This window comes from Stenotrophomonas sp. TWI700 (genome assembly GCF_039673645.1).
Taxonomy (GTDB): Bacteria; Pseudomonadota; Gammaproteobacteria; order Xanthomonadales; family Xanthomonadaceae; genus Stenotrophomonas; species Stenotrophomonas maltophilia_AA.
Window position 1 is genome coordinate 60,377 of the sequence record NZ_JBDJMB010000005.1, and the last position, 26,444, is coordinate 86,820.

The 26,444-nt window shown below is 66.0% G+C and carries 19 protein-coding genes and 2 tRNA genes; 18 read left to right on the top strand and 3 right to left on the bottom strand.

The window, feature by feature from the left end:
* The first annotated feature begins 11 nt into the window (after positions 1–11).
* The 10 genes from ABE473_RS05920 (at position 12) to ABE473_RS05965 (ending at position 13,992) form a co-directional block, all read left to right on the top strand.
* The gene (locus tag ABE473_RS05920; protein ID WP_346488889.1) at positions 12–734 is read left to right on the top strand and encodes an SDR family NAD(P)-dependent oxidoreductase; all 723 of its coding nucleotides are present in this window, start codon (positions 12–14) and stop codon (positions 732–734) included.
* 334 nt (positions 735–1,068) lie between these two features.
* Positions 1,069–4,323 (top strand): TonB-dependent receptor, encoded by a 3,255-nt coding sequence (locus tag ABE473_RS05925; protein ID WP_346488804.1) that lies wholly within the window; start codon positions 1,069–1,071, stop codon positions 4,321–4,323.
* 277 nt (positions 4,324–4,600) lie between these two features.
* Positions 4,601–5,989: a nucleotide 5'-monophosphate nucleosidase PpnN gene (gene ppnN / locus ABE473_RS05930; RefSeq protein ID WP_121042205.1), complete on the top strand. Its 1,389-nt coding sequence runs from the start codon at positions 4,601–4,603 to the stop codon at positions 5,987–5,989.
* A 161-nt stretch (positions 5,990–6,150) separates the two neighbouring features.
* Complete coding sequence (locus ABE473_RS05935) at positions 6,151–6,666, top strand: Tfp pilus assembly protein FimT/FimU (RefSeq protein ID WP_346488805.1); 516 nt, start codon at positions 6,151–6,153, stop codon at positions 6,664–6,666.
* Positions 6,663–7,127 (top strand): type IV pilus modification protein PilV, encoded by a 465-nt coding sequence (gene pilV / locus ABE473_RS05940; protein WP_346488806.1) that lies wholly within the window; start codon positions 6,663–6,665, stop codon positions 7,125–7,127. The genes ABE473_RS05935 and pilV overlap by 4 nt, the downstream gene beginning before the upstream one ends.
* Complete coding sequence (locus tag ABE473_RS05945; RefSeq protein ID WP_346488807.1) at positions 7,124–8,317, top strand: PilW family protein; 1,194 nt, start codon at positions 7,124–7,126, stop codon at positions 8,315–8,317. Before pilV ends, ABE473_RS05945 begins: the two co-directional genes overlap by 4 nt.
* Positions 8,318–8,324: 7 nt before the next feature.
* A complete protein-coding gene (locus ABE473_RS05950; RefSeq protein ID WP_346478582.1) occupies positions 8,325–8,810 on the top strand; it encodes a PilX N-terminal domain-containing pilus assembly protein in 486 nt (161 codons plus the stop codon).
* Positions 8,807–13,405 carry a PilC/PilY family type IV pilus protein gene (locus tag ABE473_RS05955; RefSeq protein ID WP_346488808.1) on the top strand — a complete coding sequence of 1,533 codons (4,599 nt, stop codon included), beginning with the start codon at positions 8,807–8,809 and terminating at the stop codon, positions 13,403–13,405. The genes ABE473_RS05950 and ABE473_RS05955 overlap by 4 nt, the downstream gene beginning before the upstream one ends.
* 23 nt (positions 13,406–13,428) lie before the next feature.
* Positions 13,429–13,845, top strand: coding sequence for a type IV pilin protein (locus ABE473_RS05960; protein WP_346488809.1), 417 nt, complete (start codon positions 13,429–13,431; stop codon positions 13,843–13,845).
* Positions 13,846–13,915: 70 nt separating this feature from the next.
* Positions 13,916–13,992 (top strand) — tRNA-Asn (locus ABE473_RS05965).
* A 69-nt stretch (positions 13,993–14,061) separates the two neighbouring features.
* Here ABE473_RS05965 and ABE473_RS05970 read toward each other — a convergent pair.
* Positions 14,062–14,595, bottom strand: a complete 534-nt coding sequence (locus ABE473_RS05970) for a GspH/FimT family pseudopilin (RefSeq protein ID WP_346488810.1) — start codon at positions 14,593–14,595, stop codon at positions 14,062–14,064.
* Between the two features lie 152 nt (positions 14,596–14,747).
* Here ABE473_RS05970 and uvrB point away from each other — a divergent pair, with 152 nt between their 5' ends.
* Together uvrB and ABE473_RS05980 are read left to right on the top strand one after the other, a co-directional pair.
* Positions 14,748–16,778 (top strand): excinuclease ABC subunit UvrB, encoded by a 2,031-nt coding sequence (uvrB, locus tag ABE473_RS05975; RefSeq protein WP_346488811.1) that lies wholly within the window; start codon positions 14,748–14,750, stop codon positions 16,776–16,778.
* 106 nt (positions 16,779–16,884) lie between these two features.
* Positions 16,885–16,959, top strand: a tRNA-Val gene (locus tag ABE473_RS05980).
* On the opposite strand, the gene ABE473_RS05985 is transcribed toward ABE473_RS05980, so the two are convergent.
* Both ABE473_RS05985 and ABE473_RS05990 read right to left on the bottom strand, forming a co-directional pair.
* Positions 16,910–17,929 (bottom strand): tyrosine-type recombinase/integrase, encoded by a 1,020-nt coding sequence (locus tag ABE473_RS05985; protein ID WP_346488890.1) that lies wholly within the window; start codon positions 17,927–17,929, stop codon positions 16,910–16,912. The genes ABE473_RS05980 and ABE473_RS05985 overlap by 50 nt on opposite strands.
* 502 nt (positions 17,930–18,431) lie before the next feature.
* Entirely contained in the window at positions 18,432–18,650 is a 219-nt protein-coding gene (locus tag ABE473_RS05990; RefSeq protein ID WP_313424674.1) for a hypothetical protein, read from the bottom strand.
* A gap of 621 nt (positions 18,651–19,271) precedes the next feature.
* Here ABE473_RS05990 and ABE473_RS05995 point away from each other — a divergent pair.
* From ABE473_RS05995 to kdsB, 6 genes are all read left to right on the top strand, one after another.
* Positions 19,272–21,680: a DNA internalization-related competence protein ComEC/Rec2 gene (locus ABE473_RS05995; RefSeq protein WP_346488812.1), complete on the top strand. Its 2,409-nt coding sequence runs from the start codon at positions 19,272–19,274 to the stop codon at positions 21,678–21,680.
* Between the two features lie 3 nt (positions 21,681–21,683).
* Positions 21,684–22,358: a MotA/TolQ/ExbB proton channel family protein gene (locus ABE473_RS06000; protein ID WP_346478589.1), complete on the top strand. Its 675-nt coding sequence runs from the start codon at positions 21,684–21,686 to the stop codon at positions 22,356–22,358.
* Between the two features lie 3 nt (positions 22,359–22,361).
* The gene (locus ABE473_RS06005; protein ID WP_019183376.1) at positions 22,362–22,784 is read left to right on the top strand and encodes a biopolymer transporter ExbD; all 423 of its coding nucleotides are present in this window, start codon (positions 22,362–22,364) and stop codon (positions 22,782–22,784) included.
* Positions 22,781–24,529, top strand: a complete 1,749-nt coding sequence (msbA, locus tag ABE473_RS06010; RefSeq protein WP_176989596.1) for a lipid A export permease/ATP-binding protein MsbA — start codon at positions 22,781–22,783, stop codon at positions 24,527–24,529. The genes ABE473_RS06005 and msbA overlap by 4 nt, the downstream gene beginning before the upstream one ends.
* The gene (gene lpxK / locus ABE473_RS06015) at positions 24,529–25,551 is read left to right on the top strand and encodes a tetraacyldisaccharide 4'-kinase (protein ID WP_346488813.1); all 1,023 of its coding nucleotides are present in this window, start codon (positions 24,529–24,531) and stop codon (positions 25,549–25,551) included. The genes msbA and lpxK overlap by 1 nt, the downstream gene beginning before the upstream one ends.
* Positions 25,552–25,617: 66 nt before the next feature.
* Entirely contained in the window at positions 25,618–26,391 is a 774-nt protein-coding gene (gene kdsB / locus ABE473_RS06020) for a 3-deoxy-manno-octulosonate cytidylyltransferase (protein ID WP_179459284.1), read from the top strand.
* The last annotated feature ends 53 nt before the right edge of the window (positions 26,392–26,444 follow it).

The following is a 26,444-nucleotide window of genomic DNA, read 5'->3' on the forward strand; positions in this document are numbered from 1 at the left end:
CGGTCCCGTCCATGGTGGTCGGGACCGGATCGCTCGCCGATCGCGTCATTCTTGTTGCCGGGGCCGGGGGAGGCTTTGGCAGCGCCGCCGCCGTGGCCTGCGCGCAGGCCGGGGCCACCGTGGTGCTGCTGGGGCGCAAACCGCGCCGACTGGACCGGGTCTATGCCGCGGTCGAAGCCGTCGGCCCCGAGCCGCTGCTCTACCCGCTGGATCTGGAAGGCGCGACCCCCGACGACTACGCCACGCTGGCCGAGCGCCTGCAGTCCGAGCTGGGCCAGCTGGACGGGGTGCTCTACTGCGCGGCCGATTTCGCCGGGCTGACCCCGTTCGAACTGGCCGATCCGGCCGCCTTCGCCCGCGCGGTCCACGTGAACCTGACCGCCCCGGCCTGGCTGGCCCAGGCCTGCCTGCCGCTGCTGCGCCAGCGCGACGATGCCGCCCTGGTGTTCACCGTGGACGATCCCGCGCGGGTAGGGCAGGCCTACTGGGGCGGCTACGGTGCGGCCCAGCATGGGTTGCGCGGACTGATCGCCTCCCTGCATGACGAACTCGGCCGCAGCCCGGTACGGGTCAGCGGCCTGCAGCCCGGCCCGATGCGCACGGCCCTGCGCGCCCGCGCGTTCTCGCTGGATGAGGACCGCACCGCCCGGGACCCGGCCGACTGCGCCGCCGCGGCGGTCCTGCTGCTGTCCGCTGCGGGCGCCGCGTACCGCGGCCAGATTCTCGACGCCTGAGGGCGTCGCCCGCAGGGCCCTTGGTACCGACTTGGTAGTGCCGGCCGCTGGCCGGCTCCCGCCAACCGACCCCACCTGAAACCCGCTGCCACCCTGCATTCAGCCGGTCATAAACAGATGTGAAGATAGCGTCACGATTCCGTTGTGAAGGCGTGTGTTTTGTCGCCAAACCGTCACAATCCAAGGCTATCGTGTTAATCTAGTGTTAACCGTTGCGGCTGAAACCAGCTCGCGGCTAGGGAACCCAGATAAAAGTCCAGTCAGCCGCCAGCAAGGCTGCTTGGGCGCGTTTTTTTCTCCGCCATCGCCAATCTCGCATCGAGGCTACTCCCCAATGACCCACTCCCGTTGTCTCCGGATGTCCAAGCTGACGCTTGGTCTCGTGGCTGCACTTGCCGCCGCTCCCGCCTTCGCCCAGAGCACCTCTGCCGGTGTCGGCGGTCAGGTCACGTCGGCTGCAGGCGCGCCTGTCGCTGGTGCAGAAGTCACCATCACGCACACCGAGTCGGGCACGGTCAGCCGCGCCACGACCGATGCATCGGGTCGTTACAACGCGCGCGGCCTGCGCGTGGGTGGTCCGTACACCATCACCATCAACAAGCCCGGTGAAGGTACCAAGACCGAAGAGGGTGTGTACCTCAACCTGAACCAGGTGAACACGATCAACGCCAACCTGGCGGGTGACATCGCGGCCACCAACCTGGGCGCCGTCAACGTCGTCGCCGTTGCTGGCGGCCTGGACGTCTTCAGCGCGACCAAGATGGGCACCGGCTCCAACGTGACCCGCGAAACGATGGACGCGCTGCCGTCCGCGAACCGCAACATCCAGGATTACGTGCGTCTGGACCCGCGCATCTCGCAGGTCAGCAAGGCTGACGGCGCGATCTCGGCTGGCGGCCAGAACACCCGTTACAACGCCATCCGCATCGACGGTATCAGCGCCTCCGATCCGTTCGGCCTGGGCTCCAACAACCTGCCGACCGAGCGTCAGCCGGTGTCGATGGACGCCATCCAGGAAATCAACATCGACCTGGCCAACTACGACACGACCATCGCCGGCGGTACCGGTGCGGTGATCAATGCTGTGACCAAGTCGGGCACCAACGAATTCCATGGCACCGTCTACGGTTCCTACCGCGACAAGGACATGGTCCGTTCGCGTCTGGAAGGTGACAAGCAGGACTTCAACGGCTTTGAAGACGAGAAGACCTATGGCATGACCTTCGGCGGCCCGATCGTCAAGGACAAGCTGTTCTTCTTCAGCAATTACGAGAAGTTTGAGCGTAGCGGCGGCGGCGTTAGCCTTGGCGAAAGCCCGTACAACAAGACTGGCGGCATCAGCGATGCAGATATCGCCCGCGTCCAGAAGCGCATGTCTGATCTTGGCTATCAGGTCGGCGGCGTAGGTGCGCTGAACAACAAGACCGAGATCGAAGAATACGCGGTCAAGCTGGACTGGAACATCAACGAGAACCACCGTGCGGCCCTGCGCTACAACAAGATGCAGCAGGACGTGGTGCGTTTCCCGAAGGTCAGCAACAGCGAAATTTCGCTGAGCGATTTCTGGTACACCCAGCCGACCGAGTATGAAACCTGGATGGGTGAGCTGTTCAGTGACTGGTCCGAGAACTTCTCGACCGAGTTCAAGGTCTCGCACAAGAACTACTCGTCCAACCGTGTTGCGGCTTCGCATCTGCCGCAGATTCGCGTGCGGTTCGACAACAACAACTCGCTGTACCTGGGCACCGAGCAGAATACCCACACCAACCTGGTCGAGTCGAAGGAGCTGAGCGCCTTTGGTGCCGGCACCTGGTATGTCGGCGACCACACCGTCAAGTTCGGCTTCGACTACACCGACAACGACCTGATGAATTTCTACGGCCGCAACCTTTACGGCGCGTACGAGTTCGCGAACCTGGCTGCGTTCGAAGCGGGCACCCCGTCCGCGTATCAGGTGCGCGTGCCGCGTGCTGGCGGCAGCCTGGCTGACATTCCGGCGAAGTTCCACCTGAAGAATACGGGTCTGTTCATCCAGGATACCTGGGCGATCAACTACAACCTGAGCCTGATGTTCGGTGTCCGTGTGGACATGCCGGACTTCAGCACCCAGCGCCTGTACAACCCGCGTATCGAACAGCTGTACGGCTTCAACAACACCAAGCTGGTGGACAAGGAGCTGTTCCAGCCTCGCGTCGGCTTCAACTACACCTTCGACAGCGATCGTCCGACCCAGCTGCGCGGTGGCGTGGGCCTGTTCGGCGGTGCTGCACCGAATGTGTGGCTGGCGGGTGCCTACCAGAACACCGGTCTGAACTACGCCGAGTACAACCTGACCCGCAACCCGGGTGGCTTCAGCTTCGATGCCGACAATCCGCTCATCCCGGACCCGTCGCTGGCCTCGGCCCGCCAGAACGTCGACCTGATCGCTCCGGGTACCCGTTTGCCGTCGGTGTGGAAGGCCAACCTGGCCTTCGATCATGAGCTGCCGTGGTACGGCATCGTGGCCTCGGCCGAACTGCTGGTCACCAAGGTCAAGGATGGTCTGTACTTCGATCGTCTGGACGTCATGACCCCGAACGCCAACCGCTCTGTTGGTCAGGACGGCCGTGCGCTGTACTGGAACGACTTCGGCATGAATGGTGCCAATGCCGGCAGCAACGGCATGCAGGCTGGCCAGAAGAATGGTCGCGCCTGCTCGGCCACCGATCGGACCTGCCCGGGTGACCGGGTCAACCGTCCGGGTGATATCGGCGACGTCATCCTGCTGCGCAACACCGACAAGGGTCGTGGTTCCCAGGCGACTTTCGCGCTGGCCAAGCCGCTGACCGAGAACTGGGGCTGGTCGCTGGGTTATACCTACACCCAAGCGGAGGAAGTGAGCCCGCTGTCCAGCTCGCAGAACACCTCGAACTGGAACAACACGCTCAGCCTGAACGCCAACGACAACGTTGCGTACAACTCACGGTACGCGATCAAGGACCGCATCACCGGCACCATGGAGTGGAAGCACAACTTCTTCGGTGACAATGCCACCCGCGTCGGCTTGTTCTATGAAGGCCGTTCGGGTCGTCCGTACAGCTATGTGTTCTATAACGATGTGAACGGCGACGGTGCAGCTACCAACGATCTGTTCTACGTGCCGAAGGGCCCGGGTGACGTGCTGTTCACCGGCGGCGCGGCGATGGAGAAGCAGTTCTTTGACTGGCTGGCGCAGAATCCGGAGCTCGATGCCTACCGTGGCAGCGTGGTTCCGGCAAACGAGCACCGCGCCAAGTGGGTCAACAGTTTCGATGTTCGTATCAGCCAAGAGTTCCCGGGCTTCGTGAAGAGCCACAAGGGTGAGATCGCGCTGGACATCATGAATGTCGGCAATCTGCTCAACAAGAAGTGGGGTCTGATCGACGACTACGGCTTCTACGCCACCCGTCGCGTTGCCAACTACTCTGGTATCGACCCGGCTACCGGCAAGTACCTGTACAACTTCACCGGCCGTACCGACAACTCGTCGATCCAGGAAAACAACAACGACAAGGGCAACACCGCCGTGTCGCGCTGGTCGATGCAGCTGACCCTGAAATACAAGTTCTGATCTTTCAGAACCTGAAGCAGTAAGTGGACGCGGCCGGGGAGACCCGGCCGCTTTCTTTTTTTGGCGGCATTGCCAGCGACAGGGCGCATCGGTTTCCTTGCCAAAATGTCTCTGAGGATGTATCGTCAATCGGTTGCGCGAAAATCGGCGAAACTGCGACGGCCCAGCGCCCCTGTCGCGGTCAGGACACATCCAACGGTCGGGTTTCCCGGCCGTTTTGCTTTTTAAGGGGGCAGCGGTACAGTCGGTAACCTTGAGGAAAGCGAAAAAGATGGACATGACGATCAACGAAAAACCGGCGCGTACGCTGCCGGTGCAGGACGCGCGGATCTACCCGCGCGGTGGGCTGGATGTGCTGTCGCGCGCCGAAGTAGCGCGCCTGCGGGACGCCTCCGGTGGCGGCATGCACGAGCTGCTGCGCCGCTGCGCGCTGGCCGTGCTGACCAGCGGCAGCGCCTCCGACGATCCGCGCGCGGCGCGCGATCTGTACCCCGATTTCGACATCCAGGTGGCGCAGCAGGACCGCGGCGTGCGCATCGACCTGGTCAATGCGCCGGCGATGGCGTTCGTGGATGGCGAGATCATCCGCGGCGTCGCCGAGCTGCTGTTCGCCGTGGTCCGCGACCTGGCCTACATGGCCATCGAGATGGGCCCGGCCTACGCGGCCGAGCTGGAATCCTCCGAAGGCATCACCAACGCGGTGTTCGGGCTGCTGCGCAATGCGCGCATCCTCAACCCGGGTGACCCGAACCTGGTCGTGTGCTGGGGCGGTCACTCGATCGGCCGCGATGAGTATCTGTACACCAAGCAGGTCGGCTACGAGCTGGGCCTGCGTGGGCTGGACATCTGCACCGGCTGCGGTCCGGGTGCGATGAAGGGTCCGATGAAGGGCGCCACCATCGCCCATGCCAAGCAGCGCAAGACCACCACGCGGTACATCGGCCTGACCGAGCCGGGCATCATCGCCGCCGAGTCGCCGAACCCGATCGTGAATCACCTGGTGATCATGCCGGACATCGAGAAGCGCCTCGAAGCGTTCGTGCGCATCGGCCACGGCATCATCGTGTTCGCCGGCGGCGTCGGCACCGCCGAGGAGATCCTGTACCTGCTGGGCATCCTGCTGCGCGACGAGAACAAGGACCTGCCGTTCCCGCTGATCCTGACCGGCCCGACCGTGGCCGCGCCGTACTTCGAGCAGATCGACCGCTTCATCCGCCTCACCCTGGGTGAAGAAGCCGCCAGCCGCTACGAGATCATCATCGGCGACCCGGTCAACGTGGCCCGCAAGATGGCCCAGGGCATAAAGCGCGTGCGCGAGCACCGCCTGGCGCAGAAGGATTCGTTCTTCTTCAACTGGTCGATCGAGATTCCGTGGGAGTACCAGCAGCCGTTCGTGCCGACCCACGAGGCAATGGCCGCGCTGGACCTGCACCACGGCCGCCCGCCGCATGCCCTGGCCGCCGACCTGCGTCGTGCGTTCTCCGGCATCGTCGCCGGCAACGTGAAGGAAGACGGGATGCGTCGCATCGAGCAGTTCGGTCCGTTCGAGATCCACGGCGATGCGGACATGATGCAGGCGCTGGATGAGTTGCTGCGTGCCTTCGTCGAGCAGCGCCGCATGAAGATCTCGGGCGAGTACCAGCCCTGCTACAAGGTCATGGCCTGAGGCCCTGACCGGGCCGGCGACGGGCAGGGGCCTGTCGCTGGCATTGTTCTGCGTCAACTGATTGACGCCTGTCGCCTCCGGGCGACCGTTCGTCCTGCCGCCGCTTGCTGATCGGCGGCGGGGCGTTCATCTTCTGTGTCATCAACGCTGGGGAGCGTTTCATGTCTTTGCGCCGGTCCAACGGCTTTACACTGATCGAGTTGATGGTCACCATCGCGGTGCTTGCCATCCTGATCACGCTTGGCATGCCGAGCTTCCAGGGCGTGCTGCGCTCCAATCGCGCGGCCACCACCACCAACGAATTGATGGCCTCGCTCGCACTGGCGCGCAGTGAAGCGCTGAAGAACACCCGCGGTGCCGGCGTGTGCGCCTCCACCGAAGGCACCGAATGCAACGGCGACAGCTGGGGCGACGGCTGGATGGTCTGGTCCGATGCCGACGGCAGTGGCAGCTTCGACGCCGGCGAGCAGGTCCTGCGCTACTCGGCCGGCTCGCCCAAGATGCTCGGCAGCAAGGACAACCTGATCGTGGCCTTCGATGGCCGGGGTCGCAATCGCGCCGCCGCGGCGCTGGACATCACCCTGAAGCCTGACGAATGCGGCGACCAGCCCCTGCAGCGCACGCTGCGGCTGTCGGCGGTGGGGCAGGTGCGCGTGGAAAAGGAGAGCTGCAAGTGAGGGCAAGACACCTTGGCGCGCGTCGCGCAGGGCAGGGCGGCTTCACCATGATCGAGGTGCTGATCGCGATCGTGGTGATGAGCATCGGCCTGCTCGGCTTCGCTCTGCTGCAGACCATGAACGTGCGGTTCGTGCAGAGCGCGAACTTCCGGACCCAGGCGACCAACCTGAGTTACGAGCTGCTGGACCAGATCCGGATCAACCGCATCAACGCCGGGACCTACGTCGGCACCTATGCGGCAACGACCAAGGCCGCCGATTGCGTCTCACCCACCGGCGCGGAGATCACCAAGGATGCGTACATGACCGACTGGCGCTGCCGGCTGGGCAAGGCGCTGGGCGACGAAGCCAGCGCCAGTGTCACCCGCGACGGGGACGAGATCACGGTCAACGTCAGCTGGGGCGATGAGCGCTGGCTGGATGCGGCCGATACCACCTTCTCGGCGAGGACCCGGCTGTGAGGCGGGTGCCTGCCTTCCATCGCACCAGCGCGGGCCTGTCGCTGGTCGAGCTGATGATCGCCATGGTCATCGGCCTGGTCCTGCTGCTGGGCCTGATGCAGGTGTTCGCCGCGTCCCGCACCGCCTCGCGCCTGTCCGAGGGCCTGGCCCGTGTGCAGGAGAACGGCCGCTTCGCCATGGACTTCCTGCAGCGCGACCTGCGCATGGCCGGCCACTTCGGCTGCGTGAACGACCAGAGCCACAGCATCAACAACCCCGGTTCGCTGCACACCACGTTCACCGCCGGTGCCCACCCTGCGCTGGACTTCACGCAGTCGATCCAGGGCTATGAGGCCACCGATACCAAGCCGGGCGATCCGCTGACGCTGAGCGCCACGCCCGCGACGGGCGGCGTCGAGTACACCCCCGCACTGCCGACCGAGTACGCCGCGGCGCTGACCAACCGCGTCGACGGCAGCGACATCGTCGCACTGCGCTTCCTGGTGCCCGATGGGGTACCGGTGACCGCCATCGGCGGCACGGATGACAAGCCCACCTTCTCGTTCGATACCGGTCGCTGGGCAGTGCTGCAGAGCGGGGTGCCGACGCCGGGCCTGTTCGGCGTGGCCGACTGTGTGTCGGCCACGGTGTTCCAGGCCAGTGCCGTCAGCAGTACCGCCGGCACCGTGCGTTTCGACACGGCGCCGAACAACAGCACCAGCTTCGCGACGTTGTATACCGCCGGCCAATCGGTGCTCTACCGCGCCGAGAGCGTGGTCTATTACATCGGCTACGACGCGACGACCCGCCAGAGCTCGCTGTATCGGGTGCGTTTCGATGCCGCACCCGGGGGCGCGCTGGCGGCCGGTCAGCCCGAAGCGCTGGTCGAAGGCGTGCGCAACATGCAGCTGCTGTATGGCCAGGACCACAAGCTGAGCGCGACCGGCGCACCCAGCGGCTTCATCGACCGCCAGGGCACCGCGGCGGACGTGGACGCATCACTCGGCCCGGCTGACGCGGCATGGCGCCGGGTCGGCGCGGTGCAGCTGGGCCTGGTGCTGGAAAGTCCGGATCCCTCCGCGGCGGCGCAGGCCAATACCGCTGCCGCGTTGACCGCGCTGGGCGTGACCTTCACCGCACCGAAGGACGGCCGGTTCCGCACGGTCTACCAGACCACGATCGCGGTGCGTAACCGCCTCTACGGCAACTGAGGTCTCCATGGCCATGCGTCGCAAGCCCTTCACCGCCCCCCGCCGCCAGGATGGCGCCGTGCTGTATGTCGCCCTGATCATCCTGATCCTGCTGGCCCTGCTCGGCGTGGCCGGGATGCAGGTGACCGGCATGCAGGAGCGCATGGCCGCCAACTACCTGCGCACCAACCTGGCGTTCCAGAACGCCGAGGCCGATGCGCGTTCGATGGAGAGCACGATCGAGACGACCCTGGCCGGCGGTGAGACCTACAGCGCCGACCAGGAAGAGTGCAGCCCGATCTTCGATCCGCTGACCTGGGCCGACGGTACCAGCGACGCGAAGGCCACCTATACACGGCGGATGGACAAGTGCTTCACGGCCGGTGGCAGTGTCGTCGAGGGCCAGCCAGAGAACGAAGACACCGGCAACATCTACCAGATCACGGCATTGGCCAGTGATGACCCGGACAACCCCTCGGCCAGTGCGGTCGTCGATACGATCTATATCCCATGACCTCTGAACGCTTCCAACTCAGCAAGCGCACCGTGACCTGGCTGCGCATCGGTTTCGGTGTCCTGGTGCTGGGCTTTCTGCTCAGCCGCGTGGTGCCGCTGCGCGCCGCGCTCGGCGATTACGACCTCGCCCAGGAACCGCTGTACACCAAGCAGAGCCAGCCGCCGCTGATGATGATGGTGATGTCGCGCGATGAGCAGCTGTTCAACAAGGCCTACAGCGACTACAGCGATCTGGACGATGACAAGATCATCGATACCACGTACCAGAACAATTTCTCGTATTCGGGCTATTTCGACTCGAACCTCTGCTACAGCTACAACTCCGGCAGCGGCGTCTTCAAAGCGTCGGGTCCGGCGACGGGGGCGGGTGAAAAGAAGCACGAGTGCAGCGGTGCATGGTCGGGGAATTTCCTCAACTGGGTGACGATGAGCCGTCTGGACGTGATGCGCTACGTGCTTTATGGCGGGCAGCGTTCTGTCGACGACCCCAACAAGACTGTGATCGAGCGCGCTCAGATCCCCAACGACCTGCATGCGTGGGTCAAGGTCTATACCGGTAAGGACATCAACAAGTTCACGCCGCTGAGTGGAGACGCCTCGTTCTGCAATGCCAGCATTGAAGCGGGTGGCGCGCCGCTCATGCGTGTGGCCAGCAGCGTCTTCACGGAGTGGGCCTCCACCGCGTCGTACCAGTGCGGCTACAACCGCACCGGGGAGGAGGCTTCCGATTCGCCCCAGGGCAAACCAACCGACTACACCGTACGCGTGGAAGTGTGTGATCCCGGCAAGGATGCGCACCGCGAGAGCTTCTGCCGCAAGTACAACGACGGCACCACCGATCACTACAAGCCCAGTGGCCTGCTGCAGACCTACGGCGAAAGCGGGCGCCTGCGCTTCGGCCTGGTCACCGGCACCTACTCCAGCCCCCGCGATGGAGGCGTGCTGCGCAAGAACATCGGCAAGATTGCTGGCAACGGCAGCAAGCTTTGCGACGCCGGCGACGAGATCAATCTGGCCACCGGGCAACTGTGCCTGAAAAAAGACAGTGGTACGGAAGGGATCATCAACACGATCTCCAACTTCCGCATCGACCAGTGGAACTGGAGCAGCAACTGGAACGACTGTAACGACTACAGCATTCTCAACCGCCAGGGCTTCGGCGACCGCGGCAATCTGCTGGATCCTGGCGCGTCAGGCGACAAGGCCAAGAAGTGCAGTGCCTGGGGTAACCCGCTGGCGGAGATGTATGCCGAGGCGCTGCGCTACGTGGGTGCCGGGACCAAGGTGTACGGCGATACCGGAGACCTGTCCGGGCTCCCGAAAGGGGTGGAATGGAAGGATCCGTATCGCTCCCCTGCGCAGGGGGGCAATTCCTACTGCGCGACCTGCAACATCCTGGTGATGTCGTCGGGCCTGCCGTCGTTCGACAGCGACAACATCGGTTCGGTGGGCAATCTTGCATCGGCGGTCTCGGCGACCGATGCCCTCGGCGCGGCGGAAGGCATCCATGGCAAGAGCTACATGGCGGGCCGGGTCGGTAATACGCCGCGCTATGCTTCGATCAATACCCATGAAGACATCTGCCAGGCGCTGACGGTCAACAACCTGAGCCTCGTGCGTGGCATCTGCCCGGACATCCCGTCCACCGAGGGCAGCTATCTGATGGCGGGGTTGGCCAAGGCCGCCGCGGAAACGGATATGCGCCCGGGCCTGAAGGATAAACCGTCGGATTACAAGCTCACCGCGACCACCTACACCGTGGCCATGGCCGAGAACCTGCCGCGGTTCGACATCAGCGTTGCCGGCGGCACCATATCGCTGTCGCCCCTCTGCCAGGCGAACAACACCGAAGCAGCCAAGATCAACAGTACGGGGTGGCGCAGCTGTTTCCTCGGCGCGGTCGGCATTGGCACGAAGACTTCCAGGGTCAAGCCCTATCATGTGTATGGACGTCCCTACCGTGCCGATGGCCAGTCCGGCAGTTTCTCGCTGGTCTGGGAAGATTCGCTGTGGGGTAACGACCATGACAACGACGTCGTGTCCATGATGAGTTACTGCGTCGGCGCCGCCTGTGGCGACAAGACCGGCATCGCCGACATGTGCTGGCGTTCGGTGGACAATGCGGTCTGCAAGAACCAGCTGCTGAATGCCACGATCGGCCCCGATGAGGTGCTGGTGCGGCTGGAGAACCTGTCGGCGTACGCGGGCAACGCCATGCTGACCGGGTACACCATCGTTGGTTCCAACGCCGCCAGCAACGTACAGCGCCTGCTGCTGCGTCCCGGCAACAAGAACGGTTCGGTGCTTTCCAGGCTGGTGAATCCGCCTCCGGAATGGGCAACGCCCTCCGTCGTCCGTTACAAACTCAGTGGTGCCCAGGCCAACCAGCTCGAGAGCCCGCTCTGGTACGCCGCCAAGTACGGCGTTCCCAGCGGCAAGTGGGATACCAAGGAAGCCGGTGTGCCGGACAACTACTTCCTGGCGCGCAACCCGGCCAAGCTGAAGGCGGCGCTGGAGGCCATCTTCGAAAGCGCGGCCGAGGGCGATGCGCCCGTAGGCGGCGGTGGTTCCGGCGCCCGCATCAGTACGGGATCGTTCACGGTGTCGGCCAGCTACAAAGTGCCCTCGGGCACGAACGACTGGACCGGCGACGTGGTCGCGACCAAGGTGGGTTCGCTTGGCGCCGATGGCGATGTGCTGTGGCGGGCGTCGACCAAGATGAGCTCCAGCGGCCGCAACATCGTCGTGGCGACCGCGCCGACGACGGTCAACGCACGCGGTCAGCTGGTGCCGGTAGCAGCTGCACCGTTCGAAGCCAACAACGTCCCGGGCAGCGATCGCGCCGCTCAATTGGGCAACATGGGCTTCAGCAGCTCGGTCCCGAACTGGTTCGGCTCGCATACCGTCGCCGATCTGGTGAACTACCTGAAGGGTGCAGCGTTCAGTGGCTTCCGTTCGCGCAGCGCCATCCTCGGCGACATCGTCAATTCGACGACCGAGATCGTGTCCACGGCCAACAACTTCGGTTACGGCTCCTGGACCACGTCGCCCGAATGGAAAGCAACGCTCGGCTCCCGCTACACCGCCTATCTGAAGGCAAAAAAGGCCGCCGGTGGCCCGCCGACGATGCTGTACGTCGGTGCCAACGACGGCATGCTGCATGGCTTCAACGCGTCCACGGGTACCGCGGCAGGCAGCGAGGTGATGGCATTCATTCCGTCCTCCTCGCTGCAGCACATGGCGGAGCTGGCCAACCCGAGCTATGCGCACCGTTATTACGTCGATGGTCCGCTGACGTCCTCGGATGTCTACTACGGGGATGCGTGGCACACCGTGCTGGTCGGTTCGACCGGGGCCGGCGGCGCCAACCGTGCACCGAATGCGACGGCCGCCGGCAACGGCTCGATGTTCGCGTTGAACGTGAGCAACCCGAGCGGCTTCACCAAGGATGACGTGCTGTGGGAGATCTCGGGCAAGACCGATTCGGACATGGGCTTTGCACTGGGCAAGCCGGTGATCGTGCCGGTCAGCGGCGGCGATGCGAATACCGCACCGCGCTTCGTGGCGCTGTTCGGTAACGGCATCAATGCCTCCAGCGGCAAGCCGGTGCTGTTCGTGGTGGACATCCAGACCGGTGAGGTGATCGGCCGGATTTCTCCCAGCGGCGGTGGCTATGCGCTGCGCAACGGCCTGATGAACATTGCCGCCGTGGCCGCCAACAACACCAACCGCATCGTCGATACGGTCTATGGCGGCGACATGCAGGGCAATCTCTGGAAGTTCGATCTGCGCGACGCCGATCCGACCAACTGGACCGTTGCCTATGGCGGCGCGCCGGTGTTCACCGCGACCCGCAACGGCGTGGCCCAACCGATCACCGGCGGTTTCGAGGTGACCCGAGCGGCCGGCCGCGGCTACAACATCCTGTTCGGCACCGGGCAGTACTTCGCCAGCGATGACAATGCCGTCAGCTCGAACTCTCCGATCAATTCGCTGTACAGCGTCTGGGACAACCTGAGCACGACCGTCGGCAGCAGGAGTGACCTGGTGGCCCAGGAGATCACGCTCGGCAGCGATGGTTACCGTTACGTCAGCAAGAACGCAGTCAGCTACGTAAGCAAACGCGGCTGGTACGTCGACCTGATCGTCGGCGGTACCGTCGATGGGGAGCGCTTCATCGGCAATCCGCGCATCCAGAGTGGTGCGGTGTACTTCAATACCTACGTGCCTGGGCAGGCCGTCTGCGGTGGCGGCGGTGGCGTCAACTGGCGGTATGCGCTGAACCTGCTGACCGGCGCCGGCGCGCTGGGCGGGCTGAGCGACACGCCCGGTGGGGATCCGCTGTGCACCGGCAACTGTGGGGGCGCGAAGCTGACCAGTGGGGGCAAGGACAGCAACGGACCGCCCATGAAGGACAACAGCATCTTCGTCCCGGACAACAAGAGCAACATCTGCAAGGCGGGCGATCCGGGCTGCACGATCGACGAGCAGCTCAAGAACGACATCTGCACCTATGTGCTGCGCACCGGTAGCGCCGATCCGTTGTACATGCCGCGTCCCTGCGGTCGCCAGTCCTGGCGGCAGGTGCGCTGATGACCCTCCTGACGAGAAAGACGATGCGCACCTCCTTCCGCCGCCGGGCCGCGGGCTTCACCCTGATCGAACTGATGATCACGGTGGCCGTGGTCGCGATCCTGGCAACCGTGGCGCTGCCGGCGTACCAGGACTCCGTGCGCAAGTCGCGGCGGGCACAGGCCAAGGCCGATCTGGTCGAACTGGCCCAGAACCTGGAGCGCTACCACACGGTGAACAACACCTATGCCGCCGCCACGCTGGCCTTCGCGCAGTCGCCGCGCGAAGGCACCGCGCATTACACACTGGCGTTCGACAAGGATCCAACGGCCAGCACCTTCGGCATCCAGGCCACCCCGGTCGAGGGCGGCAGCCAGGCCAAGGACAAGTGCGGCACGCTGGCGCTGGACCAGGCCGGGCGCAAGACGCCGACCGAAAAGACCGTCTCCGGTTGCTGGTGACGCGGCTGTTCCATCCGATGGACGCGAGCGCTTGCATCACACCGCCGATGCTGGCTAGAATGCGCACCCCGCCCGAATAGCTCAGCCGGTTAGAGCACTTGACTGTTAATCAGGGGGTCGTTGGTTCGAGTCCAACTTCGGGCGCCAGATCTACAGAAGCCGCGAGCAATCGCGGCTTTTGTTTTTTGTGTTTCCGGCGGGTCGGCGATGCCTGCCTCAGCAGCCCACGGGACGGCGGGGCCGCTCGCTGCGGATGCGGCCTTGCCGGCTGACCACGACCTTCCCTTGAGCGCTGCCGTCCAGGCAGAAGATGACCGACTGATTGCTGCCATTGAGCTGCCCATCCGGCCGGAACTGGATGATGGGCTTGTGCTGGCTGCCCCGGGCGCTCAGCCTCGAACGGGCCTGCTGCTGCACCAGAATGGGGTCCTGGGCCGGTTCCTGGCCCGAGGGCGTCGCGGCGCCATGGAGCATCCAGCCCCGGCTCCAGTCCCGGCCACAGTGGACGCCATCGTCGGTCGGGCAGACCGTGATCCGGCGCCGCTCGGTGATCGCCGTATTGCGTGCGGTGGCCAGCGCCGAAGCGAGCTGCATGCGCAGGCTGTCGGCCTGCAGGCGGTCCCGGGTCTGCTGCATAGCCGGCAGGGCCATGCCGGTGAGGATGCCCAGTACCGCCATCGCGAGCAGCGCATGGATCAGGGTCACGCCCGCGCAGGCGGCGCGGCGGGGCAGGGAGCGGGGCTGGTTCACGGTGGACGTCCGGCGCGCGGGAAGGGTCCACTCTGGCCGCCTGAACGCCCCGCCGCCGCCGGTTCATGCCGCATTCTGCTGTCGGTGATCCCATCAACCGGCCGTCACCAAGGCGGCCGTTATACTGGGCGCTTCCCGGCAGTGGCGGCACCATGAGCGATCGTTTCCAACTTGTATCCCCGTATTCGCCGGCGGGCGACCAACCGGCGGCCATCGAGAAACTGACCGCCAACTTCGAGGCGGGCATCGCCAAGCAGACCCTGCTCGGCGTCACCGGTTCCGGCAAGACCTATACGATCGCCAACGTGATCCAGCAGGTGCAGAAGCCGACCCTGGTGATGGCCCCGAACAAGACGCTGGCGGCGCAGCTGTACGGCGAGTTCAAGTCGTTCTTCCCGCACAACGCGGTCGAGTATTTCGTCAGCTATTACGACTACTACCAGCCCGAGGCTTACGTGCCCTCGTCGGACACCTTCATCGAGAAGGACAGTTCGATCAACGAGCACATCGAGCAGATGCGGTTGGCCGCGACCAAGACCCTGTTGTCGCGCCCGGACGCGATCGTGGTGGCGACGGTGTCGGCGATCTACGGCCTCGGCGCGCCGGAGGATTACCTGTCGATGCGGCTGATCCTCTCCACCGGCGAGCGGATCGACCAGCGCGACCTGATCAAGCACCTGACCCAGCTGCAGTACACCCGCAATGAGTTCGAGCTGCACCGCGGCACCTTCCGCGTGCGCGGCGAAGTGGTGGACGTGTTCCCGGCCGAGTCGGACAGCGAGGCGGTGCGCATCGAGCTGTTCGAAGGCGAGGTCGAGCAGATCAGCATGTTCGATCCGCTGACCGGCGAGAGCCTGCGCAAGATGATGCGTTACACGATCTATCCGAAGACCCACTACGCCACGACACGCGAGCGGGTGCTGTCGGCGGTGGACACGATCAAGGCGGAGTTGAAGGTCCGCCTGGAGCAGTTGTACGAGCAGAACAAGCTGGTGGAAGCGCAGCGCCTGGCGCAGCGCACCCAGTTCGATCTGGAGATGATGGCCGAGGTCGGCTACTGCAACGGCATCGAGAATTACTCGCGGCATCTCACCGGCAAGAATGCCGGCGATCCGCCGCCGACCCTGTTCGATTACCTGCCGCCGGACGCGCTGCTGGTGATCGACGAATCGCACGTGACCATCCCGCAGATCGGCGCGATGTTCAAAGGCGATCGCTCGCGCAAGGAGACGCTGGTCGAGTTCGGTTTCCGCCTGCCGTCGGCGCTGGACAACCGTCCGCTGCGGTTCGAAGAGTGGGAAGAACGTTGCCCGCGCAGCATCTACGTCTCGGCCACGCCGGGCCCGTATGAGCTGCGCGAGACCGAGGGCGAGATTGCCGAGCTGGTGGTGCGTCCGACCGGCCTGATCGATCCGGTGGTCGAGATCCGTCCGGTCGGTACCCAGGTCGACGATCTGATGTCCGAGGTGAACGAACGCATCAAGCTTGGCGACCGCGTGCTGGTCACGACGCTGACCAAGCGCATGGCCGAGAACCTGACCGAATACCTGACCGAGCACGGCATCCGCGTGCGTTACCTGCACTCGGATATCGACACCGTCGAGCGCGTGGAGATCATCCGCGACCTGCGCCTGGGCAAGTTCGATGTGCTGGTCGGCATCAACCTGCTGCGCGAAGGCCTGGACATGCCCGAAGTGTCGCTGGTGGCAATCCTGGATGCGGACAAGGAAGGCTTCCTGCGCTCGACCGGCTCGCTGATCCAGACCATCGGCCGCGCCGCCCGCAACCTGCGTGGCAAGGCGATCCTGTATGCGGACAAGATGACCCGCTCGATGCAGGCGGCGATCGACGAGACCGACCGCCGCCGCGCCAAGCAGGTCGAGTACAACGAACTGCATGGCATCGTGCCCAAGTCGGTACTGCGGCCGATCACCGATGTGCTGGAAGGCGCGCGATCGGAAGCGGCTGAGAAGGAGTCGCGCGGTAAAGGGAAGGGCAAGGGCAAGGGCGGCCGCGTGGCCGAAGAGGCGGCCGATTACCGCACGATGGAGCCGGCCCAGATCGCCAAGCGTCTGCAGGCGCTGGAGCAGCAGATGTACCAGCACGCACGTGATCTGGAGTTCGAGGATGCTGCCCGCGTCCGCGACCAGATCCGCACGTTGAAGGAGGCCAGTCTGGGTTGAACAACGCGTTGTGAAATATCTTCACAAAAGTGTTGCGCTTTCCAGGGGGCGTCCGTAATATACGCGGCCTGCACCGACGCATTCGCAGCGGGGCAGGAAGCAAAACGGGCGGTTAGCTCAGCGGTAGAGCACTACCTTGACATGGTAGGGGTCACAGGTTCGAACCCTGTACCGCCCACCACTCTCAGGCCAGATGCACCAAGGCTTGAAGTGGAAAGAGCAGTTTGAGGGGTCATGCAAGGTGACCCCATAGTGACCCCAAGCAGGGCACGAATCTTCGGAACATCCCTCCCCAGATCCTCAATGATTTCAGTCAGCGCCGCGCGTGCCGGGCCCATGTAGGCCGGGTCAAATTTCGCGTATGTGTCCGTGGTGCCGCCGGCGTGGTGGCCCAGCAGTCCAGAGACCTCCGAGGCGGGTACACCGCGCTGCCGCAGCCACGTGGACAGGGTGTGCCGCACCGTCTTGGGAACGAACCACAGCGGCAGCAGGGCGCGCTTCCGCAGCTTCCGCCAGGTCGTCTTGAGCGACTTGATGTGCCGGCCGTGCCAGTGGACCAGGTGGGCCTCGGTTTTCACCGTTCCCAGGTAGGCCTCCAAGGCCGGCAGCAGCGGGACCGTGGGACGGTACTTCTTGGTCTGCCGCCGCCCAGCCGGGTTCAGGTTGACCAGCCGGGCCGCCGTGTCGATCTGGAACCGCTGCAGGTCGCGCGCTGCGTCGCCGCGGCAGGCCGTGCACAGCCGGATCAGGAAGTAGGCCCAGACGTGTTCGGGCATCTCGGTATTGAGCAGCCGCACAATCTGGTCACGGGTGGCGTAATGCGGGTAGGCCTCCCCGACAGGGGGTAGCTCCACGAACGGCACCTGCGTGATCTCCCCGCGCTTCCAGGCCCGATTCATCGCGGATTTGCCAACGCCCAGCATCCGGCGCACGTAGCCGTCGGTGTAGTCCCGTTCGGCCAGCCACTTCATGAAGTCTTCCTGGCGCGCGATGGTCACGTCGGCCACGGTCGCGGCCGGGCCGAAGAACTCATTCCACAGGTCCACCCCTCGACTCGCACTGTCGTTGCTGGCAAGGGCGTCGCCGTGCTGGTGCATGTAGCGGGTCAGGACTGTGCTCACCAGCACGTCGGACGGCGCCTGGTCCTTCATCGCGGCGTTTTCCACGGACCATTGGGGCTATCTTGGCTTCGTCAGGATCTCTTGTGCCAAGCGAAGCGCGCTGCTTGCATCCCGTGGCATCGCGCCACGCCCGATACCAGACGGTTGAGCCTTTGCGTTGCTCGAGCCAGTAGATGACGGCTGTGTTGGAAGCGGGACGTCTCCAGGCCGTATACCTCAACCAAGCCTCGGGACGTCTGGTTGCTGCGGTCGGCTCCTCGCTGCACTGCTGCGACGAACTTCACCTGCGGGACTTGGGGAGGCTGTAGAAGTTGGAATGTCGGCACGAAGGCAGACGGCTGCCGTGGACAACAGGTAGCCCACCAGCTGGAGGAAGCGCATGCCAGATTGGCATGAGCGTGCCGCCGGCTTGGTGGTGGGCAATCGCTACGAGTTCACTGCCGTGGAAGATGCCGAACAGCCCCGGCTGGGGCTAACCAGCGCGGGGATTACCTTCTCAAGATCGATGAATGGGTAGTTCTACTTCCTGTTCTTACAGAGCTTCCAGCACACGTTCTGTCGCAAGCCGTTCCACTTCGCGGAATGTCAGGTCTCTGGGTGCTGGATGCTGGAACGTCACGGTCACCCTGCTTGAAATGTGGATCGTGCCCTCAGCGCTGTCAGATGCCTCGATGCACAAAACGGCGCCAACCGAATGGGGCATGTCGTGCTCGTCGTCGTACGCGGAGAAGGATTCCAGCTTCAGTTTCATTACAGAACAATTGCTCTAGATATGGAGGACGCCGGATGGTAGCAGACGCGTTTCCCTGGAAGCCGACCAGCACCGGTGGCGGCACGGCCAACGCTGCGCCGCCCGGATACTGGAGGGTGTGCCGCTGAAGGAGACTGTTGCGCGGCTCGTCGGCGACCCGCCGGCACCACCGGCCAAGCCCAAGCGGAAGCCGGTCGAGACCCCGCAGGAGCGGAGGTTGCGGGAGGCATTGAAAGCGCTTCCTTTGACTGACCCCAAACTGACCCCAGGCCACGGGCAAGTCGTTGATTTCCGTAGGCCGCCAATGATCGCGGGTGATCGGCTTAGTCGTTGTTTCCGTTGATCTTCCGCGACCTTGACATGGTAGGGGTCACAGGTTCGAACCCTGTACCGCCCACCACTTCAGTCCCGGAGACTGCAGTGGAACAACAGAAAAGCCAGCCATCAGGTTGGCTTTTTTGCTATGTGCGTTTGGTTGGTGACATGAAAGGGCGCGCTTCTCCACTGCGGTGTGATTTCCCCTTGGCGCTTCCTGTGCGTATCCCGACAACGTAGTGCATACCCCTCTGATACCCGGCATGTAGCGAACGACCGACACTCTGGTTTTCCAGGGCGCTTCGCATGCTGCGAGTGCTGCACGCCAGTGTCATGGCAATGCCGACGCATCTTCCGATCTTCGGCAAGGCCTGTGTCGTGGCCCTGCTGGCCGGCGTCTGCGCGACTGTGTTCGCGCCCCGGCTGTTGCCGGCGGGGTGGGGCGTGGCCGCGGCGTCGGTCGGCATGCTGCTCTGGATCCTCCCCTCCCGCCTGCGCCTCCTCGGCGCCGCCCTTTTCGGCCTCGGCTGGGCCGCCTTCCACGGCCACGCCGGGCTCGCGCAGCAGCTTCCCGCCGGCAGCGCGCCGGTGGACCACGTTGTGCAGGGACGGGTGACCAGCCTGCCGGTGCACGGCCCCGGCGGCACCCGCTTCGGCTTCCGGGTGGACGATGATCCGGCGATGCCCGCCGAGCTCCGTGGCCGCGACCTGGCCCTGGGCTGGTACGACGGATTCCGTGGCGCGACCGATGATCGCCGACGCACGCTGCGCGCGGGCGAGCGCTGGTCGCTCGGCGTACGGGTCCGGCCCCCGCGCGGCCGGGTGAATCCTGGCGGGTTCGATGCCGAGGGCTACGCACTCCGGCAGCGCGTTGCCGGGAGCGGGTACGTGCGCGAGCCCGCCCAAGCGACTGCGCTGGCCGCGCCAGCGGGATTGCCCGCATGGCGCGAAGAGATGGCCGACGCGATCGCCACGGCGGTCGAGAGCGACGGCCGCCGCTTCGTCCAGGCACTGGCGCTGGGTGACACCCGCGGCCTGAGCCCGGCCGACTGGGACGATCTGCGCGCGCTGGGGGTGACCCACCTGGTGGCGATCTCCGGTTTCCATGTCGGCGTGGTGGCGGGCGTTGCCGCCGTGCTGGCGGGCGGGCTCTGGCGCTGCCTGCCGCTGCTCGGCCTGCACTGGCCGCGGCCGATGGGTGCCGCGGTAGCCGCCGTCGCGGGCGCGGCGCTGTACGCGGCGGCGGCCGGCTTCGCGCTGCCCACGGTGCGGACCGTGCTGATGATCGCGGTGGTGGCCGCTGCGCGTTGTAGTCGGCGGCGGGCGACCGTGGCGCAATCGCTGGCGCTGGCCGCGCTGGCGATGCTGCTGTTCGATCCGCTCGCTGTGCTCGCCCCCGGTTTCTGGCTGAGCTTTGCCGGCGTGCTGTGGCTGATCTGGTGCCTGCCGGGGCGTGAGGAGGGCTGGCTGCGCGGTTTTCTGGGCGCGCAGGGCGTGGCGACGGTGGCGCTGCTGCCGCTGACCGTGGCGCTGTTCGGGCAGGCCTCGCGTGCGGGGCCGCTGGTGAATCTGGTGGCGATTCCTTGGTGGACGATGGTGGTGGTGCCGCTGGCGCTGCTCGGCACCGCGCTGGAGGCGCTGATCGACGGGGCGGGGCGCTGGCCGTGGCAGCTGGCGGCGTGGTGCTTCGAAGCGAGCTGGTGGCTGTTCGGGTATGCCGCGCGCAGCGATCTCTCGCTGTGGTGGCTGCCGCAGGCCAACCGCTGGGCGTTGATCTCGGCAGTGTTCGGTGTGTTCTGGCTGTTGCTGCCGCGCGGCAGTGGTGGCCGCGTGCCGGCCCTGCTGCTGTGCCTGCCGCTGTTGTGGCCGGCGCGGCATGGCCCGGGCGAGGGCGAGGTGGAGCTGATCGTGATGGATGTCGGGCAGGGCCTGGCGGTAGCCGTGCGCACGCGCCGGCACACGCTGCTGTACGACACCGGGCCCGGGGCCGACGATGGCTTCGACGCGGGCGAGCGGATCGTGGTGCCGACCCTGCGTGCGCTGGGGCAGGGCCGTCTGGACCGGATCATGATCAGCCACGATCACCGCGACCACACCGGCGGGCTGCGCGGGGTCCGCCGCAGCTTTCCGGGCGCGATGCTGCAGGCGCCGCCCGATGCGCTGCGCGGTCGGGCCTCGGCCTGCCATGCCGGGCAGTCCTGGCAGTGGGACGGGGTGACGTTCCGGGTGCTGCATCCACCGCGCGACGAACCGCAGTCCACCAACGACAGCAGCTGCGTGCTGCGGCTGGAGACGCCGCACGGTGCAATCCTGCTGGCCGGTGACATCGAAAAGCGCAGCGAAGCCCTGCTGGTCCAGCAGGCGGGCGCACGCCTGGCGGCGGAAGCGGTGGTCGTCCCACACCACGGCAGCGCCGGTTCGTCCACGCCGGCGTGGGTGGCCGCGGTCGCGCCGCGGCTGGCGATCGTCTCGGCGGGTCACCGCAACCGCTTCGGTCATCCCCGTGCCGAGGTGGTGGAGCGCTGGCAGGCGGTCGGCGCCGAGGTGCTCACCACCGCCGACAGCGGCGCGGTGCGGGTCTGGCTCGGGCGTGAAGGCCTGCAGGTGCGTGAACAACGGGTTTTCGAGCGGCGTTGGTGGGATGCCGCGGAGCGGAGCCGGCCGGCTGCTATCCTATCGGCGATCAAACAGGCGGCCGCTGGGCCGGAGGATTGAAACGTGTGGGAACTGGTCAAGGCCGGTGGCTGGCCGATGCTGCCGCTGCTGCTGTTGGGCGTACTGGCTTTGGCAATTGTCCTGGAGCGTTTCTGGACCCTGCGCCGCAATGAAGTCCTGCCCCCCGGGCTGGGCCAGGAAGTGCGCAACTGGGCTGCGCGCGGCAAGCTCGACCCGAGCCATATCCAGTCGCTGCGCGGCAATTCGCCGCTGGGCGCGCTGCTGGCCACCGCGCTGGAAGCACGCAATCGCCCGCGCGACCAGATCCGCGAGCGCATCGAAGATGCCGGCCGGCACCTGGTTCACCGCATGGAGCGGTTCCTGAACGCCCTGGGCACGATCGCCTCGGCCGGCCCGCTGCTCGGCCTGCTCGGCACGGTGGTCGGCATGATCCAGATGTTCATGGGCATCCTCGACCACGGCGTGGGCGATGTGAACCAGCTGGCCGGCGGTATCGGCAAGGCGCTGGTCTGCACCGCCACCGGCATGATCGTGGCGATCCCCGCGCTGATGTTCCATCGCTACTTCAAGGGCCGCATCGCCGGCTACGTGATCGACATGGAGCAGGAGGCCTCGGCCCTGCTGGACGCGCTCGATGGCCGCCCGGGCGTGATGAACAACGCCCCGCGCGCCGCCGGTGCTTCGGCCGGCGCCGCACCCGTGACGGTCAAGGGCTGACGGATGCGCATCCGCAATGACCGGATCCAGGACGAGCCGCATATCGATCTGGTTCCCCTGATCGATGTGATCCTCGTCCTGATCATCTTCTTCGTGGTCACCACCACCTTCGATGCGCGCTCGACGCTGCAGCTGCAGCTGCCGACCGCCAGCCAGCAGGACACCACCGAGCCGCCGCGTTCGCTGAGCGTGCTGGTCAACGCCGAAGGGCGTTACTTCATCAACGACCAGGAAGTGCTGCGTACCGACGTGGAGTCGGTCAAGCAGACGATCGCCGCCGTGGCCGGCAGTGATCGCGAACAGACCGTGCTGTTGCGCGCCGACGCGCGTACGCCTTACCAGGCTGTCGTCACGGCCCAGGATGCCCTGGGCCAGCTGGGCTTCCGCCGCATCGCCATCGCTACCGCGCCGGAGGTGCGTCCATGAGCAAGAAACATTCCCCCGTCTGGCCGATCTACAAGCGCCTGCTCGGGTATACCGGTGCCTATTGGGTGTTCATGGTCGCCGCCGTGGTCGCGATGGTGGTCGAGGCCCTGGCCGGCTACAGCTTCACCAAGCTGATGGAGCCGCTGGTCAACCGGGGGTTCGTCAACCCGGAGCCGCGCATGGCGGTGATCCTGCCGCTGACCATCCTCGGGTTGTTCATGATGCGCAGCCTGGCCACCCTGGTCAGCGACTACGCGCTTGCCCGCACCGGGCGCAGCGTGGTGCGCGACCTGCGTGAGCAGGTGCTGGAGAAGTACCTGCACCTGCCGTCCTCGCATTTCGATGCCGAAGCCACGCCGGTGATGGTCAGCCGCCTGAACTTCGATACCGAGCAGGTTACCCAGGCCAGCGCCGATGCGCTCAAGACCCTGGTGGCCGACACCCTCACCATCATCGCCATGCTGGTGGTGATGCTGCAGATGAGCGTCAAGGTCACCATGGCGATGCTGGTCGTGGTGCCGCTGATCGGCGTGATCGTCTCGGTCGTCGGCAAGCGTTACCGCCGCATCAGCCGCGGCATCCAGGACGGCATGGGTGGCATGGCGCAGACCGCCGAGCAGTCGTTGGCCGCGCAGCAGGAAGTGAAGGTGCATGGCACCCAGGCGCACGAGATCTCGCGCTATTCGCGTCTGGCCAACCGCATGCTCGGCCTGAACATGAAGGTCGAGACCACGCGCGCGCTGGCCTCCAGCACGGTGCAGTTCCTGGCCGCGCTGGCGCTGGCGGTGATCGTGTGGGTGTCCACCCGCGAGGCGCTGGCCGGCAAGCTCAACGCAGGCCAGTTCATGGGCCTGATGACCTCGATGATGGCGATCATTCCCTCGCTGCGTCGCCTGACCAGCGTGCAGACCTCGATCTCGCGCGGCGTGGCCGCCGCCGAGCGCCTGTTCGGGATTCTGGACATGCCGGTCGAGCGCGACGAAGGCATCCAGCGGATCGGCCGCGCACGTGGCGAGCTCGCGTTCGAACACGTGATGCTGCGCTACCGCGAGGACACCGGCATCGCGCTGGATGACATCAGTTTCGTGGCCAAGCCGGGCACGGTAACGGCGATCGTCGGCCGCTCCGGCAGCGGCAAGACCAGCCTGATCCGTCTGGTGCCGCGCTTCTACGAACCCAGCGGTGGCCGCATCACGCTCGACGGCGTGGCGCTGGATGATTATCCGTTGGCCGACCTGCGCCGCCAGGTCGCGATGGTCGGGCAGAAGGTGATGCTGTTCGATGACACCGTGGGCGCCAACATCGCCTACGGCATGGACGCCACCGAAGAACAGATCCGCGCGGCGGCCGAAGCGGCCAATGCCTGGGAGTTCATCGCGCGCATGCCGCAGCAGCTGCAGACGCCGGTCGGCGAGAACGGTGCGCTGCTCTCCGGCGGCCAGCGCCAGCGCCTGGCGATCGCCCGCGCGATCCTGCGCGACGCGCCGATCCTGATCCTGGATGAAGCCACCGCCGCGCTCGACAACGAATCCGAGCGCCTGGTGCAGGATGCCCTGCAGCGCCTGATGCCCGAGCGCACCACGCTGGTGATCGCGCACCGGTTGTCCACCATCGAGCATGCCGACCAGGTGCTGGTGATGGATCACGGCCGCATCGTCGAGCGTGGCACGCACACTGAACTGCTGGCGCTGGGTGGCCTCTACGAGCACCTGCACAAGATGCAGTTCCGCGAAAGGCAGCCTTGATGGCCGGCAAGGGTACGCACACGCCGTCGTACTGGTATGACGGCACCGCGATTCCGTTCCTGGCACGCCTGGCGTCACCGCTGTACGGGGCGGCCATCGCGCTGCGGCGGATGGCGTATCGCCGCCGCTGGCTGAAGCGGCATCCGCTGCCGGTGCCGGTGGTGGTGGTCGGCAACATCACCGCCGGCGGCACCGGCAAGACCCCGCTGACCATCGCGCTGGTCAACCGGCTGCGCGAGGCCGGCTGGAAGCCGGGCGTCGCCAGCCGTGGCTATGGCCGCGAGGACGCGGGCACGCCACGCTGGGTGCTGGCCACGACCGATACCGCGATCGGCGGCGACGAGCCGGTGCTGATCGCCTGGAAAACCGGCGTGCCGGTCCGGGTCGATGCGGACCGCGTCGCGGCCGGCAAGGCGCTGGTCGAGGCGGGTTGCGACATCATCGTCTGCGACGACGGCCTGCAGCATTACCGGCTGGCGCGTGACATCGAGATCGAAGTGGTCGACGCCCAGCGTCGCTACGGCAATGGCCGGCTGATTCCGGCCGGGCCCCTGCGCGAGCCGGCCAGCCGTGCGCGCGACTGCGACTTCCGGGTGGTCAACCTGGGCCAGGCCAGCGATGGCACCGAAGCGCAGACTGCGTGCGGTTTCGGCGAATGGCCGATGCAGCTGCGCATCGACAGCGCCCAGCCGCTGCAGGGCGGCCGCGCGCGGCGCCTCGCGCATTTCCAGGGGCAGCGCGTGCACGCGGTGGCCGGTATCGCCAACCCGCAGCGCTTCTTCGACATGCTGCGTGCGCATCGCATCGGCGTGGTGCCGCATGCCTTCGCCGATCACCATGCCTACCAGCCGGCCGATCTGCGCTTCGGCAGCGAACTGCCGGTGCTGATGACCGAGAAGGACGCGGTCAAGTGCAAGGCCTTCGCGACCGAATGGCACTTCGCCGTGCCGCTGTCGGCCGAACTGCCGGCGGCGTTCTGGATCACGCTGCTGGACCGCGTCGAGAAACTCGGCAAGCGTTGACGGGCCCGGTGCCGCGTGCGGCACACTGAGGCCCTGACTGCATTCCTTCCGTACAGGTCGTCCCCCATGAGCGCTTCCGTCGAGTTCGTCGTCGCCATTCCCGCCCGCTATGCCGCCTCGCGGCTGCCGGGTAAGCCACTGCGCCTGCTCGGCGGTGAGCCGCTGGTGCTGCGCGTGGCGCAACGCGCCCTGCTTGCCGGTGCGCGCGAAGTCTGGGTCGCCACCGATGATCAGCGCATCGCCGATGCCCTGCAGGGCCTGGCCGAGGTGCGCGTGGCGATGACCTCCACCGCGCATGCCTCCGGCACCGATCGCCTGGCCGAGTGCGCAACGCAGGCCGGCTGGGCGGATGACACGCTGGTGGTGAACCTGCAGGGCGATGAGCCGTTCGCCCCGGCCGAGGGCATCCGCGCAGTGGCCGAAGCCCTGGTCTACAGCGGTGCGGAGATGTCCACGCTGGCCACCCCGGTCGAGGACGCCGAAACCCTGTTCGATCCGAACGTGGTCAAGGTCGTGCGCAGGCAGAACCTGGACGCGCTCTACTTCAGCCGTGCACCGATTCCGTGGCACCGCGATGCGTTCGCGCGCTCGCGCGACACCCTGGCCGGCCCGCACTGGCTGCGCCATATCGGCATCTACGGCTACCGCGCCGGCTTCCTGCGCCAGTTCGCCGCGTTGCCGCCCGGCACGCTGGAGCAGCTGGAATCGCTGGAGCAGCTGCGCGTGCTGGAAGCGGGGCACCGCATCAGCGTGGCGCTGACCCCGTCCGAGTTCCCGCCCGGCATCGATACGCCGGAGGATCTGGAGCGCGCAGAGGCGTGGTGGGCCGCGCACCCGTGACCGGGGCGGTCGTCCGCCGCGGCGGCCTCCGCCGCACGCCGATGGACCACTGG

Excerpts from the sequence above, each read along its gene's own strand:
- ABE473_RS05920 (WP_346488889.1), top strand. The coding sequence starts at position 12 with ATGGTGGTCGGGACCGGATCGCTCGCCGATCGCGTCATTCTTGTTGCC.
- ABE473_RS05925 (WP_346488804.1), top strand. The coding sequence starts at position 1,069 with ATGACCCACTCCCGTTGTCTCCGGATGTCCAAGCTGACGCTTGGTCTC.
- ppnN (WP_121042205.1), top strand. The coding sequence starts at position 4,601 with ATGACGATCAACGAAAAACCGGCGCGTACGCTGCCGGTGCAGGACGCG.
- ABE473_RS05935 (WP_346488805.1), top strand. The coding sequence starts at position 6,151 with ATGTCTTTGCGCCGGTCCAACGGCTTTACACTGATCGAGTTGATGGTC.
- ABE473_RS05950 (WP_346478582.1), top strand. The coding sequence starts at position 8,325 with ATGGCCATGCGTCGCAAGCCCTTCACCGCCCCCCGCCGCCAGGATGGC.
- ABE473_RS05955 (WP_346488808.1), top strand. The coding sequence starts at position 8,807 with ATGACCTCTGAACGCTTCCAACTCAGCAAGCGCACCGTGACCTGGCTG.
- ABE473_RS05960 (WP_346488809.1), top strand. The coding sequence starts at position 13,429 with ATGCGCACCTCCTTCCGCCGCCGGGCCGCGGGCTTCACCCTGATCGAA.
- uvrB (WP_346488811.1), top strand. The coding sequence starts at position 14,748 with ATGAGCGATCGTTTCCAACTTGTATCCCCGTATTCGCCGGCGGGCGAC.
- ABE473_RS05985 (WP_346488890.1), bottom strand. The coding sequence starts at position 17,929 with ATGAAGGACCAGGCGCCGTCCGACGTGCTGGTGAGCACAGTCCTGACC.
- ABE473_RS05990 (WP_313424674.1), bottom strand. The coding sequence starts at position 18,650 with ATGAAACTGAAGCTGGAATCCTTCTCCGCGTACGACGACGAGCACGAC.
- ABE473_RS05995 (WP_346488812.1), top strand. The coding sequence starts at position 19,272 with ATGCTGCGAGTGCTGCACGCCAGTGTCATGGCAATGCCGACGCATCTT.
- ABE473_RS06005 (WP_019183376.1), top strand. The coding sequence starts at position 22,362 with ATGCGCATCCGCAATGACCGGATCCAGGACGAGCCGCATATCGATCTG.
- msbA (WP_176989596.1), top strand. The coding sequence starts at position 22,781 with ATGAGCAAGAAACATTCCCCCGTCTGGCCGATCTACAAGCGCCTGCTC.
- lpxK (WP_346488813.1), top strand. The coding sequence starts at position 24,529 with ATGGCCGGCAAGGGTACGCACACGCCGTCGTACTGGTATGACGGCACC.
- kdsB (WP_179459284.1), top strand. The coding sequence starts at position 25,618 with ATGAGCGCTTCCGTCGAGTTCGTCGTCGCCATTCCCGCCCGCTATGCC.